This window comes from Polaribacter sp. R77954 (genome assembly GCF_044595335.1).
Taxonomy (GTDB): domain Bacteria; phylum Bacteroidota; class Bacteroidia; order Flavobacteriales; family Flavobacteriaceae; genus Polaribacter.
On sequence record NZ_CP138992.1, the window covers coordinates 4,030,913 to 4,045,088 of the forward strand.

A 14,176-nucleotide genomic window follows, 5' to 3' on the forward strand; every position below is an offset into this window, starting at 1 on the left:
ACTTTTTATAAACAGTTTACTATAAACTAATTATACATGATATAGCAGATAAATTGTAGAAGAATTAGTTATAATAATTTAGGGTTGCTTTTAAAATAACTAATCAATTCGTAAGTAGAATTGATATTTATTTTCTTTAAAATATTTCTTCTATGCGTATTTACGGTATGTATACTAATATTTAGTTTTTTAGCAATAGCTTCGCTAGTATTTTTTGTAATAATTAATCTAATAATATCTCGTTCTCTATTACTAATAAGTCCTAATAATTTTTCATTAGAAACATTTTGATAAAATAATGTTTCGTACTCATTGTTGTTATTTAAATATTTTGCACTTGCACAGATATCCATGGCTATATTTCCGTTTAAAACTGTGTAATGCGCCATGCCAATAATTGGTTTTTTAGCATCATCAAATTGTAAAGGAGTAGTGTTTTGAATAATGTTTACATATTCGTTTTGAGCGTTTTTTATACGATAATTCCAGGTATAACTCATTCTTTTACGCTGTTCGTCATCTAACTCAGTCATCGTAAACGTCATTAAATTATTTAAACTTTTAATCCAAAGTTTAATGTCTTCAGGATGAAAAAGAGACCAAAAATAATCCATACCCTCTTGCATCATTTTTTCTCTAGACAAACCAGTACACGCGTTAAAATTTTTACTTATATATTCAAAATTTTGATGAACCGTATTTGTGATGCAGTAAAATGTAGAGTTGTATGGATAGAAAAAATCCAGTTCAATTAATTTTTTGATATGCTCCTCAATTTCTACTTTAGGGTATGTTTCAAAAATTTGATTATATAAAGCATTTATCTTCTTGGTTTGCATGAATTGTAAATTTTTTACCTGGTTCAGCCAATTCTGTATTTATAAAAATCTCTCGAGCTTCTTTTTGAAAGAGAGAAACGTCTTTATATCGTCCTGAATAATGCCCAATTACAAGCTGTTTAACAGCTGCGTCTTTAGCAATTTGCGCAGCCTGTTTTGATGTTGCATGTTTCGTTTTTTTTGCTAAATCGGCTCTATCAGCTAAAAAAGTAGCCTCATGGTACAGCAAATCTACATTTTTAATAATTGAAATGATATCTGGTTTATATACAGTATCACTACAAAATGCAAAGCTCAGTGGTTTTTTTGGGGGTAATGTTAATTCAGAATTCGGAATAATTTCTCCTGTAGATAGCGTAATGTCTCTACCTGCTTTAATATTATTATAGTCTGCTTTATCTATTTCTTCGTATTGATTAATATTTTCTATATGAAGTTTTTTAGGTTTATCTTTTTCTGTAAATAAATAGCCATTAGTATAAACACGATGATTTAAAGGAATAGTTTTTACAACCACTTTATCATCTTCAAAAATTAACTCACTTTTTTTAGAAGTTAATTCGTGAAAAATAATAGGATATTTTGCATGCGATTGAGAAACTTTTAACTGCAAAAGTGTAACGTCTTTTATGCCTTTTGGCCCATAAATATGTAACTCTTTTTCTCTACTTAAAATACCAAATGTAGCTAATAAACCTATTAAGCCATAAAAATGATCGCCATGTAAATGCGAAATAAAAATATGGTTTATTTTGGTAAAACCAACCTTATACTTACGCATTTGTCGCTGAGTACCTTCTCCACAATCTATTAAGAAATGCCTGTTATTTATTTCTAAATACTGGGCAGTTGGAAAAGCGTTAGCTCTTGGAGTTGCAGAATGGCAACCTAAAATAGTGAGGTTTAAACTCATTGAATTACAAAACGTTTAGATGTAAAATGTTTTTTGTCTTGTAAAGTATAAATATAAATACCTGTAGATAAATTTCCTTTATAAAACGGAATCGAATTTTTTCCTTTTACGGCTTCTATTTTTTGGGTATGTACTGTTTTTCCTAAAACATTTTTCACTGTAAAAACAACAGAGCTTTTAGAGTCTGCATTAAATGTTATTTTGGTAGAGCTTGTAAAAGGATTTGGCACTGCAGATAGTTCTGCAATAGTTTTTTGTTGCGAAAAACAGCCTATTGTTGATAAAAAAAGTAGTGTAAAAAGTAGTTTTTTCTTCATTCTTTTTGGGGGGTTAAAATCCTAATTCTCTTTCCATAGCTTCCATTTCTAAGATGTCTTCTGCTTCAATTAAAGTAGGTACAATAGTTAAGTTTTCAGGAAAATCGTCTGCGTTTATCATACTATTAATGATTACAAAAGACCTGTCATTTTCTTTTTTATTGACAGCCGTTGTTAAAAATAAGAAAAATTCTTCTTTTTTAACGTTAATCTTATCAGAAATTTTAATTACGATGTGTTCTTTCTCTAACTGAGGTAAAGTATTTAAAAAGCCTGTATAAAAGTCTGAAAAGGAATTTTCATCCGAAGAAATTAATGTATATTTTTCTTTTTTCTCAATGTGCATCTCCATAAATTTTATTCCAACTTTACCTTTTAATCTGTTGTGCAAGTAAATATATTACAGCCATTCTTACTGCCACACCATTTTCTACTTGATTTAAAATGATAGATTGTTTTGAATCTGCAACATCACTAGTAATTTCTACACCTCTATTAATTGGTCCTGGATGCATAATTACAACTTTCTTGCCAAGTTGGTTTAATATTTCTTTATTGATGCCAAAAAGTTGTGTGTACTCTCTAGTTGATGGAAAATATTTAATGTCCATTCTTTCATGCTGAACACGCAACACATTAGCAACATCACACCACTCCAAAGCTTTTTTAAGGTTAGTTTCTACGGTTACCCCTAAACTAGAAATATACTTAGGAATTAGTGTTGTTGGCCCACAAACTTTAACTTCTGCACCTTGTAATTGTAGTGCAAAAATATTAGATAACGCAACCCTGGAGTGTAATATATCACCAATAATAACTATCTTTTTACCTTTTACACTCCCTAATTTTTCTCTTATAGAGTAAGAATCTAATAAAGCTTGTGTTGGGTGTTCATGCGTACCATCGCCAGCATTTATTATTTTAGCATCAACGTGTTTAGATAAAAAAACACCAGCACCAACATTTCCATGACGCATCACCACAATATCTACTTTCATGGCTAAAATATTGTTTACGGTATCTATTAGTGTTTCTCCTTTTTTTACAGAAGATTGTCCTGCAGAAAAATTTATAACATCTGCAGAAAGTCGTTTTTCGGCTAACTCGAAAGAAAGTTTTGTTCTAGTACTGTTTTCAAAAAATAGATTGGCAATAGTAATGTCTCTTAATGAAGGTACTTTTTTTATGGGTCTATTAATTACTTCTTTAAAATGATCTGCAGTTTTAAATATCAAATCGATATCGTTTGCATTTAGATATTTTATACCCAATAAATGATCTACACTTAGTTTATCCATCTTATCTCTGCTCTATATACACTGCATCTTTATGATCTGTTTCTTTCCAAGAAACCAAAACTTTTTCTTCATTAATGGCATCAACTTGCCTACCTCTATAGTTAGGTTGAATGGGTAAATGCCTGCTAAAACGTCTATCAATTAAAACCAATAGCTCAATATTTTTAGGTCTTCCAAAAGATTGAATTGCAGTTAAAGCTGCTCTAACACTTCTTCCAGAAAATAAAACATCATCAATAATAACCACTTTTTTGTCTTCTACTAAAAAATTAATGTTTGTAGAAGTAGCTGCTAAAGGTTCTTCTCTACGTCTAAAATCATCTCTATAAAACGTAATGTCTAACAAACCTAATTGCAAGTCTTTTATATGGTAATCTGTTTTTAACAAATCTGCCAATCTATTGGCTAAATAAGCCCCTCTTGGTTGCAGACCAATTAAAACAGTATTGGAGAAATCATTGTGGTTTTCAATCAGTTGGCATGCCAATCTGTGAAGAATAATTTCAATATCTTTTGAGTTAAGTAAGGTTTTTTTGCTCATAAGAAACCTATCAAATTTTAGTTGATAGTTATTGAAAATCAAAATTAGGGAAATAAATGGTTCTGTAAAAATTTATAACTACAAATAAGTTTTTTAAAATTAATTCTAAAGGATAAATAGTATACAAAAAAAAGAATTTACTCTTTGAATGATTAATAATTAATGCAAAATTTTGTGTTGTAAACTTTTAGTTTTGAATAATAAAGCTAAAAATAGCTTAATAATGTTAATTAAATTGTTGAAAACAAAGACCAATAAAGACTTTTTTTAATTGTGAGAAATAGTACATTTATTAATTATTCTGATTAAATAGTTATGTCTTTAACCAAATTTGAATCGATGCTTAAAACTAACTCTGTCTATTTCTTTGATTTAGTTGAGTTTGAGGAGATTATTATTCATTATTTAGATGCTGGAAAACATGCTTTGGCTAAAAAAGCAGTGAGTTTGGGTTTAGAACAACACCCACAATCTATTGATTTAAAATTATTGCAAGTAGAATTATTCATTTTTGAGGCTGAATTAGATAAGGCATCTCTTTTATTAAAAAAGATAGAACGTGTAGAACCGAATAATGAAGAGGTTTTTATCCAAAAAGCAACTATTGCTTCTAAATCTGGAAATCATAAAGAGGCTATTATCAATTTGAAAAAAGCACTATCTTTTGCTGAAGACAAAGTTGATGTTTGGTCTTTAATGGGTATGGAGTATTTATACTTAGACGATTTTGAGAATGCGCGTGTAAATTTTGCAAAATGTATTGATGTTGATTATGAAGATTATTCTTCTTTGTACAATATTGTGTATTGTTTTGATATGGAAAAAGAGCATGAAGAGGCCATCAATTATTTAAATGCTTATATTGATAAAAACCCTTATTGCGAGGTTGCATGGCACCAATTGGGAAGACAACATTTTATATTAGATCAATTTAAAGAAGCCTTAATTGCTTTTGATTATGCAGTATTAATTGATGAGCATTTTATTGGGGGGTATTTAGAAAAAGCAAAAACTTTAGAGGCTTTAGGAGAGTATGAAGAGGCCATAGAAAATTATAGAATAAGTTTAGATTTAGATGATCCTACAGCTTATGCTTATGTTAGAGTAGGTGAGTGTTATGAGCAGTTAGAAAACCATAAAGCTGCAATTTCTTATTACAAAAAAGCAGTTCATGAAGACCCTTTATTAGATAGGGGTTGGATTTTACTTTGCAATATATATTATGATAATGCAAATTATGAAAAAGCTACTTACTATATTTCTAAGGCGATAAAAATTGATGAAGACAATGCCATGTATTGGCGTAAATATTCAGAAATAAAAATAAAACTAAATTTTTATGAAGAGGCTGTAGAAGGTTTTGAACGTTGTTTGGCTTTAGATGATGACTCTGTAGAAATTTACATTGCTCTTGCAGATGTGTTGTGCTTTTTAGGTCAGTTTAAAAATGCGATTACAGTTTTATTTACAGCACAAAAAATTTATAAAAACTTTGCTGAAATTGAATATCGATTAGCAGGTTTGTTTTTTGTGTTTGATAAAGATAACTTTGGTTTTGCTCATTTAATTACAGCAATGCATATAGATTACGAGTATCATATGGTTTTAAATGAACTTTTTCCAACAGTTTATGAAAACCCAAAAGTGCAAAAATTATTGGTAGATTTTAAAACCGCTTTAGAGTAGATTTTAATTAAGCATTAATTTTTGTATTTGATGTAATAAATCTTCTGGATCAAATGGTTTAAAGATAAATCCATTCATGCCATTTTCATATATTTTATTTTTTACTTCCATAAAAACTGATGCAGAAAGCGCTATTATTGGTATTTTGGTATTGAATTTTCTGATTTCAACAGAAGAGGTATAACCATCCATAACTGGCATTTGAATATCCATAAGCACAATATGATATTTATTGGTTTTTACCATTTTAACTGCTTGTAAACCATCGTAAGCTACATCAACTGTTAACCCTGCTTTTTCTAAAATCTGTTTGCCAACCATTACATTTATTTGGTTGTCTTCTACTAATAAAACTTTTTTGTCTTTAAAGTTATAGGTTTGTTTAAAGTTGTTTTCTTTTATATCTTTTTCTGATGCAATTTTTAAATCTAGTTTAAAATAAAAGCGACTCCCTTTTTCAAATTCACTATCTATTTTTATACTAGCACCCATAGCTTCAACAATACTTTTTACAATAGGTAAACCTAAACCAGTACCACCATACAACCTATTTGTAGTACTTGACGCCTGTGTAAATGCTTCCCAAATTGTTTCTTGTTTATCTTTGGGTATGCCTATTCCTGTATCTATAATTTCTGTTAGAATTGTTACAGAATCATTATGAATTGTTTCTTTTTTTATTCGTAGTGTTACAGAGCCTTTGTTTGTAAATTTAATGGCATTGGTTACTAAGTTATTAATTACTTGATTAAAACGAACAATATCTAACCAAACCACAGGTATATCTTTATCAATAGATAATTGCATGGTGATTCCTTTACGAATACAACTTGTTTGGTGAATTTTTTTTATTTGATTTAGTGCAGAGGATAAATCTGTAGGAACATGGTCTAATTCTATTTTGTTAGATTGTATTTTACTAAAATCTAACACATTGTTAAGTAAGTTTAATAAAATTTTACCAGAGTAATTTAATGCTTCTATATTTTGCTTTTGATCTTTTCTAGGGTTATTGTCTCCTAAAATATGAGAAAGACCTATAACTGCGTTTAATGGAGTTCTAATTTCGTGACTCATTGTGCTTAAGAAATTAGATTTAGCATTAGATACATCTATAGCTTCCTGCTTTTTATAATGTATGTTTTTGCTATAACTCTCATTTAAATAAGAGTAATAACTAAGTTGAAAGGCTACTAAAAGTAAAGTAAAGGTTATTGAAAGGGGATAAATAAATGCCTTTACTGTTTCTGGGTTAATTGCATTAGAATAAAACAAACTAAAGTTAGTAAAGTATAAGGTTGCCCACAATAATATGGGTAATATTGTAAATAATGTAACCATTTCTTTTTCGCGTCTAAATGAAAAGAAAAGAAAAGCAATCCCTACAGCATACATTAAAAAGAATTCTATGCTAGATCCTTTACCAAAGTAAGAAGCAGCAATTGTTACGCTTATGTTAAAGTTAAGCATAAAAATTAATCTTGCGTTGTGCGGATTTTTAATTACAAATCTCGAGGTAAAATAAAAAATCACGGAAACTATTATTAAAAATATAGTTAACCCATATCCTTTTAAATAAAAAGAAACACCAGAAAACAACAATGACAAAACCATACATACAATAGAAATATAATGTATTAGTTTAATTCGTCTTTTCGAAATTCGTTCTTTTCTGTAATTAAACATGGTTTGTAAATTTTTCTATTTCTTGTAACAGATCTTCTGGGGTAATAGGTTTAAACACAAAACCATTCATGCCACACTCGTTAATTTTATCTTTAATTTCTGTAAAAACTGTTGCAGAAAGTGCTAAAATTGGAACATTAGTATTAAATTTTCTAATTTCTTGTGTAGCTGTATAACCGTCCATAATTGGCATTTGTATGTCCATTAAAACAATATCAAAAGCATTATCTTTTATCATATTTACAGCAGTTAAACCATCATTGGCTTGAGATACTTGTAAATTTGCCTTTTCTAAAATTTGTTTAGCAACCATTACATTTATAAGGTTGTCATCTACAAGTAATACTTTTTTACCAGAAAAATTATAGTTCTTTTTTGCTTTGCTTTTTTCTAGTTTAGCATCATTAACAATAGCTAATTTTAAATCAAAATAAAAACGACTGCCTTTACCCACTTTACTTAAAATTTTAACTTTAGAGCCCATGGCTTTTACAATACTTTGTACAATTGGTAAACCCAAGCCAGTACCACCATAAATTTTGTTGGTTGTATTAGATGCTTGTGCAAAAGCTTCCCATATTGTGCCTTGCATGCTTTGAGGAATACCTATACCAGTATCTCTTACCTCTGTATGAATTAAAACTTGATTATTAGGTAATAATTTTTTCTTTTTTATGATTAAAGTAACTTTTCCTTGATCTGTAAATTTAATTGCATTAGATAAAAGATTGTTGATGACTTGATTAAATCTCACAATATCTAATAGAACTGTAGGTATGTTTTTATCGATGATTATAAATAAATCGATTCCTTTACTTTGGCAAGTAGCTTCGTGATTTTTTTTTATCTGTTTTATAGCAAAAGCGATGTCTGTAGGTATATTATCTAATTTAATTTTAGTGGATTGCATTTTGCTAAAATCTAAAACATTGTTTAGAAGACTTAAAAGGATTTTACCAGAATAGTTTAAGGCTTCGATGTTTTCTTTTTGATCTTCTCTAGGTTTATTATCCCCTAAAATATGAGACAAGCCAATAACCGCATTTAAGGGTGTTCTAATTTCATGACTCATAGTGCTTAAGAATTTTGATTTTGCTTCTGAAGCTTCTAAGGCAAATTCTCTTGTAGAGTATATCTTAGAATAGTATTTTAAATTCGATTTCGAGAAATAAATAAGTTGACTTATCACAAAGAAAAAAGTGCTAATACATGCTAAGGGGTATACAATATTTGCAGCCAACTCTTGATCTAATTTGGTTTTTGTAATAAAATTAAAATCGGTAGCATTTAAAATAATCCAAAGTAAACCAGACAAACACGAAAAAAAATACACATATTTTTTTTCTTTTTTAAAAGAAAACATTGTAAACGGTAATGCTAAACAATATAAAAACAAATATTCTACATGACCAGCTCTACCTATATAAGAGGCAGTAATTATTATGCCTAAGTTTAAAAAAATAAAAAAAATGATTCTAGCCGCTTTTAATTTACCACATAGAGCCAATATGGCACTGAGAATATAAATAAAACCACTACATAAATGAAAATAGGCCAGAATTTCTAATCCTAAATATTTACCAAATCCAAAACCCACAAAACCAAACATGGCAGAAAATAAACTTAATCTAAAAGTTATTTTTACCACTCTTTTTGAGTTTGATTGTCTAAGTAATTTTAGCATACTTGGGTTGCGATTTTTAATTTCACCCAAAAAATGAACATTTAAAAATGTAAAAAAAATCTATTGGGGGAAGGTATGTATAAATTTAGTAAAAATATTTTAAACAGACTTATAAATTGTTTGTTCTATTTTATTTAAAAGATCTTCTGGATTAAAAGGTTTAAAGATAAAACCATTCATGCCACATTGTTTTATTTTATCTTTAACCTCCATAAAAACAGATGCAGAAAGTGCTAGTATAGGTGTTTTTCTATTAAATTTTCTGATTTCTAAAGTAGCTGTATAACCGTCCATAATTGGCATTTGAATATCCATTAAAACAACATCGTAATTGTTGTCTTTAATCATGTTTACAGCTGTAGCACCATCATTTGCAACAGAAACATTAAACTTGTATTTTTCTAAGATTTGTTTACCAACCATAACGTTAATTAGGTTGTCTTCTACTAATAATACTTTTTTACCCTTAAAATTATATACTTTTTTTTCTTGTGTTTTTTTAAGCTCTTTTTTTGATGCTATTTCTAAATCGATTTTAAAATAAAAACGACTTCCTTTACCAACCTTACTTTGTACTTTTACATCAGAGTTCATAGCATTTACAATGCTTTTTACAATAGGTAACCCTAAACCTGTACCACCATATAATCTGTTGGTATTACTAGATGCTTGTGTAAAAGCTTGCCAAATAGTTTTACGTTTATTTTTAGGAATTCCTATGCCTGTATCAATAACTTCTGTAAGTAATGTTATTTTTTTATAGGTTTTATTTTGTGTTTGTATGCGTAAAGTTACGTTACCTTTATCTGTAAATTTTATTGCGTTGGTTACTAAGTTGTTAATTACCTGGTTAAATCTTACAATATCTAGCCAAACCATAGGGATATCTTCATCTATCTCTAAATTCATTTTAATTCCTTTGCGCAAACAATTGGCTTCATGTATTTTTTTGATTTGTTTTGTAGCTGATAATAAATCTGTAGGAATATTATCTAACTCAATTTTAGTAGATTGCATTTTACTAAAATCTAACACATTGTTTAATAAATTTAATAAGATTTTACCAGAATAATTCAGGGCTTCAATATTTTGTACTTGATCTTCTCTAGGATTTGTATCGCCCAAAATATGAGAAAGACCAATTACAGCGTTTAAAGGAGTTCTAATTTCGTGACTCATAGTGCTTAGAAAATCTGATTTTGCATTTGAAGCTTCAATAGCTTCTTGTTTCTCATTTTCTATTCTATAAAAATATTTTTTATTAATAATTAGAAAGTATATCAGCTGAAAAATTACTAGAGATATTGTGCTAGAAACTGCAATTGGGTATATAAAGTCTTTGGCAATTATTGGGTCTAATTTTTTATAACTAATTAAATTATAGTCAGTTATAAAAAGTAAAACCCATAAAATTAATGGAAATAGCATAAAAAGTATGACTAAAATTCGTTCTCTTCTAAAAGAAAAAAGAATAAATGGCAAGCCAATATTAAACAGAAAAACAAATTCAACGCTTCCATTTTTACCCACAAAAGATGAAATGATAGCAATACCAAAAGAACTGGTTACTAAATAAATAATACGAGCAAGATTTAATCTGTTGTTTTTTGCCAAAAATGCAGCAACTATATAAGGCAATATATTAAAGGCATTGTAATTTCTAAGCCAAATAAAATTAAACATATCAGAAATTACGGTACACAAAATAGCAAAGCCAATATTTACCAAACAAATGGTAAAAACAAGGTTAATTCTTCTTTTTGAATGTTGTATTCTCATTTTGTTGCTAAATCACTACTTCTTCGAGTTTGTCTAATAAATCTGATGGCTCAAATGGTTTAAAAATAAAACCATTCATTCCACTACTATTAATTTTGGCTTTAACTTCCATAAAAACAGAAGCTGAAAGCGCTAGAATAGGTGTGGTTGTATTAAACTTTCTAATTTCTGTAGATGCTTTATAACCATCCATCACTGGCATTTGTATGTCCATTAAAATAGCATCATAGTTTTTCTCTTTTGTCATATTTACGGCTATTAAACCATTATGAGCAACATCTACCTTAAGCCCAACTTTTTCTAATATTTGTTTGGCAACCATTACATTAATTAAATTATCTTCAACTAATAAAATAATTTTACCTTTAAAATTGTGTTGTTTTTTTACAGTATTATTTTTAAGCTCTTGGGTAGAGGCTATTTTTACCTTTATTTGAAAATAAAAACGACTTCCTTTGTTTTGTAAACTGTCTATTTTTACATCTGCGCCCATGGCATTAACAATTTTTTTTACAATAGGTAAGCCTAAACCAGTACCACCATACAATCGGTTTGTAGTTGTAGAGGCTTGCGAAAAAGCTTCCCAAATGGTTTCTTGTTTGTCTTTTGGAATCCCTATTCCTGTATCTTGAACTTCTGTAAGTAAGGTAACCGAATCTTCTTTTTGAGATACTTTTTTAATACGTAAAGTAACGCTTCCTTTTTTGGTGAATTTAATGGCATTGCTAACCAAGTTATTAATTACTTGATTAAAACGAACAATATCTAACCAAATCATTGGGATATCTTCATCAACATCTAAATACATTTCTATTCCTTTTTTTAAACAAGAAGTTTCATGTATTTTTTGAATTTGTTGGGTAGCACTTAATACATCTGTAGGAATATTGTCTAAATCAATTTTTTTAGACTGCATTTTACTAAAATCTAACACATTATTTAACAAGTTAAGTAGAATTTTACCAGAATAATGTAACGCATCAATATTTTTAACTTGATCTTTTCTAGGGTTATTATCGCCTAAAATATGCGATAAACCAATCACAGCATTTAAAGGGGTTCTAATTTCATGGCTCATTGTACTCAGAAATTTAGATTTTGCTTTAGATGCTTCTATGGCCTCTTCTTTAAAATCATGTATGGATGATAGACTATTAAAATTTAGGTGTGAAAAGTAAAATAACTGAAAAATAACTAAAAATAATGTTGATAATATTGATAGAGGATAGACTAATTTTGAGGCATCGTCTGGATCAATTTTAGCAACTGTAACCATATTAAAGTTGGTTAAGTATAAAGAAGCCCAAAGCACAATGGATAAAAGGCAAAAAATAAGAATAAAAAGCTTTTCTCTTTTAAATGAAAAAATCATAAAGGGCAAAGACATCGAAAACATAAATGTAAATTCTATACCACCTTCTTGACCTATATATGACGCAGACGAAAGAATACCAATGTTTAAAACCAATAAATAAATGATTCTTGATTCTATTAAATTTTTCTTTTTTGCAAAATATGCGCAGAGAAGATAAAAAGAAATACAAATTACATGAAGATAAACTAGAGTGTTTAAACCTAGTTTTAAACCAATAGCAATATAATTTAAACTAACTACACAAGTAATTAGTGATAATATATAAACCATTTGGGCGCGCCTTAGGGAGAAATCGGACATGGGTTGTATTTTCGGTACTAAATGTACTAAAAACTATTTTAATAATAAGTGTTTAGTCACTTATTATAACTTGTTCTATTCGATTTAACAAATCTTTAGGCTCAAAAGGTTTAAATATAAAGCCATTCATACCACAATCTTTAATTTTGTTTTTCACTTCCATAAATACAGAAGCAGATAATGCCAAAATAGGAATATACTTATTGAATTTTCTAATTTCTAAAGAAGCTTTATAACCATCCATCACTGGCATTTGTATATCCATAAGTACTACATCAAAATGCTTTTCTTTAACAATGTTAACAGCCTGTAAACCATCATAAGCAACAGTTACATTAAAATTTACTTTTTCTAAAATTTGTTTAGCAACCATTACATTAATCAAATTATCTTCTACAATTAGTATCTTTTTACCCTTAAAATTATAAAGTTTTTTTTGTTTTGTTTTTTCTAAATCTTTTGTTGTTGCAATTTTTAAGTTGATGTGAAAATAAAAACGGCTCCCTTTATTTGGTGTACTTTCTAACAAAATATCAGAGTCCATAGCCTCTATAATATTTTTTACGATGGGCAAACCTAATCCAGTACCACCATACAATCTATTTGTGGTGCTAGAGGCTTGTGTAAAAGGTTCCCAAATTGTATGTTGTTTATCTTTAGGTATTCCTATACCTGTATCAACAATTTCTGTTAAAATTTGAACTACTTTGTCTTTTGTTTCATGTGTTTTTTTTATACGTAGAGTAACAGTACCTTTTTCAGTGAATTTGATAGCGTTAGAAATTAAATTATTAATTACTTGATTAAAACGAACCACATCTAGCCAAACTATAGGTATATTATCATCAAACTCTAAATTCATTTGAATTTCCTTTTGTAAACAACTGGCTTCGTGTACTTTTTTTATTTGTTTTATGGCCGACAATAAATCAATAGGAGTTTCATTTAATTCAATTTTGGTAGATTGCATTTTACTGAAATCTAAAACATTATTTAAAAGATTTAATAATATTTTTCCAGAATAATTTAAGGCTTCAATATTTTCAATTTGATCTTTTCTGGGGGTATTGTCACTTAAAATATGCGATAAACCAATAACAGCATTTAAAGGTGTTCTAATTTCATGACTCATTGTGCTTAAAAAATAAGATTTTGCATCAGAGTCATTTATAGCTTCTTGCTTTGTTTGATGTGCGTTTGTATTTCTTTTAGCATTGCTATATGAATAATAGACTAATTGAAAAAGCACCATTAATAGGGTGGTGGTAATAGAAATATAATAAACAATATTGCTAATTTTAATGGTGTTGTTGATTTCTATATTAACAATTGGTTTAAATTTGGTAACATATAAAAACAACCAAAAAACAAATGCGAGAGAGCTGTAGAAGAAAATTTTTTGTTTTTCTCTACTAAAAGAAAAAAAAGCGTAGGGCAAACCAATTGAAAAAATAAAGAAAAAATCTAAACTAGCTTCTTTACCTAAAAGTGATGCTAAAAAAGTAAAGAATATATTATACATCCACAAAAAAATAACTCTAGCTTTTTGAGCCATTTTATTTTTAGATAGGATTGTTGTAGTTAAAAAAACAATTGCACTAAATAGTATGTAATAGCTTAATTGATAATTCCCAAAAAAATACACTAAAATAGAAGCCAAAAAAGTGGTTACAAAACTTACTAAAGAAGTAAGGTATATTGCCTTAATTCTTCTTTCTGGAAATTTTGTTTGATGTGCTATCGTATTGTTTTTCAATT

Annotated in this window: 12 protein-coding genes; 1 reads left to right on the forward strand and 11 read right to left on the reverse strand. The window is 28.4% G+C overall.

What is annotated here, in order from left to right; translation table 11 throughout:
- Positions 1–68: 68 nt before the first annotated feature.
- The 6 genes from SJY27_RS17405 to pyrR are packed head-to-tail and all read right to left on the reverse strand — an operon-like array spanning position 69 to position 3,908.
- A complete protein-coding gene (locus SJY27_RS17405) occupies positions 69–839 on the reverse strand; it encodes a response regulator transcription factor (protein ID WP_397446141.1) in 771 nt (256 codons plus the stop codon).
- Positions 808–1,752 (reverse strand): ribonuclease Z, encoded by a 945-nt coding sequence (locus SJY27_RS17410; protein WP_397446142.1) that lies wholly within the window; start codon positions 1,750–1,752, stop codon positions 808–810. Before SJY27_RS17410 ends, SJY27_RS17405 begins: the two co-directional genes overlap by 32 nt.
- Positions 1,749–2,069, reverse strand: coding sequence for a T9SS type A sorting domain-containing protein (locus tag SJY27_RS17415; RefSeq protein WP_397446143.1), 321 nt, complete (start codon positions 2,067–2,069; stop codon positions 1,749–1,751). The genes SJY27_RS17410 and SJY27_RS17415 overlap by 4 nt, the downstream gene beginning before the upstream one ends.
- 13 nt (positions 2,070–2,082) lie before the next feature.
- On the reverse strand, positions 2,083–2,415 hold the full coding sequence (locus SJY27_RS17420) for a hypothetical protein (protein ID WP_397446144.1): 333 nt from the start codon (positions 2,413–2,415) through the stop codon (positions 2,083–2,085).
- A 22-nt stretch (positions 2,416–2,437) separates the two neighbouring features.
- The gene (locus SJY27_RS17425; protein WP_397446145.1) at positions 2,438–3,367 is read right to left on the reverse strand and encodes an aspartate carbamoyltransferase catalytic subunit; all 930 of its coding nucleotides are present in this window, start codon (positions 3,365–3,367) and stop codon (positions 2,438–2,440) included.
- A gap of 1 nt (position 3,368) precedes the next feature.
- On the reverse strand, positions 3,369–3,908 hold the full coding sequence (pyrR, locus tag SJY27_RS17430; protein ID WP_397446146.1) for a bifunctional pyr operon transcriptional regulator/uracil phosphoribosyltransferase PyrR: 540 nt from the start codon (positions 3,906–3,908) through the stop codon (positions 3,369–3,371).
- Between the two features lie 315 nt (positions 3,909–4,223).
- On the opposite strand from pyrR, the gene SJY27_RS17435 reads away from it, so the two are divergent.
- Entirely contained in the window at positions 4,224–5,594 is a 1,371-nt protein-coding gene (locus tag SJY27_RS17435) for a tetratricopeptide repeat protein (RefSeq protein WP_397446147.1), read from the forward strand.
- Positions 5,595–5,597: 3 nt separating this feature from the next.
- Here the strand turns inward: SJY27_RS17435 and SJY27_RS17440 are convergent, their stop codons facing one another.
- The 5 genes from SJY27_RS17440 to SJY27_RS17460 all read right to left on the reverse strand — a co-directional run bounded on the left by SJY27_RS17440 (position 5,598) and on the right by SJY27_RS17460 (position 14,174).
- Positions 5,598–7,064: an ATP-binding protein gene (locus tag SJY27_RS17440; protein ID WP_397446148.1), complete on the reverse strand. Its 1,467-nt coding sequence runs from the start codon at positions 7,062–7,064 to the stop codon at positions 5,598–5,600.
- Between the two features lie 208 nt (positions 7,065–7,272).
- Positions 7,273–8,964 carry a response regulator gene (locus tag SJY27_RS17445; protein WP_397446149.1) on the reverse strand — a complete coding sequence of 564 codons (1,692 nt, stop codon included), beginning with the start codon at positions 8,962–8,964 and terminating at the stop codon, positions 7,273–7,275.
- A gap of 99 nt (positions 8,965–9,063) precedes the next feature.
- Complete coding sequence (locus tag SJY27_RS17450; RefSeq protein WP_397446150.1) at positions 9,064–10,743, reverse strand: response regulator; 1,680 nt, start codon at positions 10,741–10,743, stop codon at positions 9,064–9,066.
- Between the two features lie 7 nt (positions 10,744–10,750).
- Positions 10,751–12,418 carry an ATP-binding protein gene (locus SJY27_RS17455; RefSeq protein WP_397446151.1) on the reverse strand — a complete coding sequence of 556 codons (1,668 nt, stop codon included), beginning with the start codon at positions 12,416–12,418 and terminating at the stop codon, positions 10,751–10,753.
- A gap of 52 nt (positions 12,419–12,470) precedes the next feature.
- Positions 12,471–14,174 (reverse strand): response regulator, encoded by a 1,704-nt coding sequence (locus tag SJY27_RS17460; protein WP_397446152.1) that lies wholly within the window; start codon positions 14,172–14,174, stop codon positions 12,471–12,473.
- Positions 14,175–14,176: the final 2 nt, after the last annotated feature.

Bases quoted from the DNA above. Each gene is read 5' to 3' on its own strand.
- pyrR (WP_397446146.1), bottom strand. From the start codon at position 3,908: ATGAGCAAAAAAACCTTACTTAACTCAAAAGATATTGAAATTATTCTT.
- SJY27_RS17450 (WP_397446150.1), bottom strand. From the start codon at position 10,743: ATGAGAATACAACATTCAAAAAGAAGAATTAACCTTGTTTTTACCATT.
- SJY27_RS17435 (WP_397446147.1), top strand. From the start codon at position 4,224: ATGTCTTTAACCAAATTTGAATCGATGCTTAAAACTAACTCTGTCTAT.
- SJY27_RS17415 (WP_397446143.1), bottom strand. From the start codon at position 2,069: ATGAAGAAAAAACTACTTTTTACACTACTTTTTTTATCAACAATAGGC.
- SJY27_RS17455 (WP_397446151.1), bottom strand. From the start codon at position 12,418: ATGTCCGATTTCTCCCTAAGGCGCGCCCAAATGGTTTATATATTATCA.
- SJY27_RS17425 (WP_397446145.1), bottom strand. From the start codon at position 3,367: ATGGATAAACTAAGTGTAGATCATTTATTGGGTATAAAATATCTAAAT.
- SJY27_RS17410 (WP_397446142.1), bottom strand. From the start codon at position 1,752: ATGAGTTTAAACCTCACTATTTTAGGTTGCCATTCTGCAACTCCAAGA.
- SJY27_RS17405 (WP_397446141.1), bottom strand. From the start codon at position 839: ATGCAAACCAAGAAGATAAATGCTTTATATAATCAAATTTTTGAAACA.
- SJY27_RS17420 (WP_397446144.1), bottom strand. From the start codon at position 2,415: ATGCACATTGAGAAAAAAGAAAAATATACATTAATTTCTTCGGATGAA.
- SJY27_RS17445 (WP_397446149.1), bottom strand. From the start codon at position 8,964: ATGCTAAAATTACTTAGACAATCAAACTCAAAAAGAGTGGTAAAAATA.
- SJY27_RS17440 (WP_397446148.1), bottom strand. From the start codon at position 7,064: ATGCTTAACTTTAACATAAGCGTAACAATTGCTGCTTCTTACTTTGGT.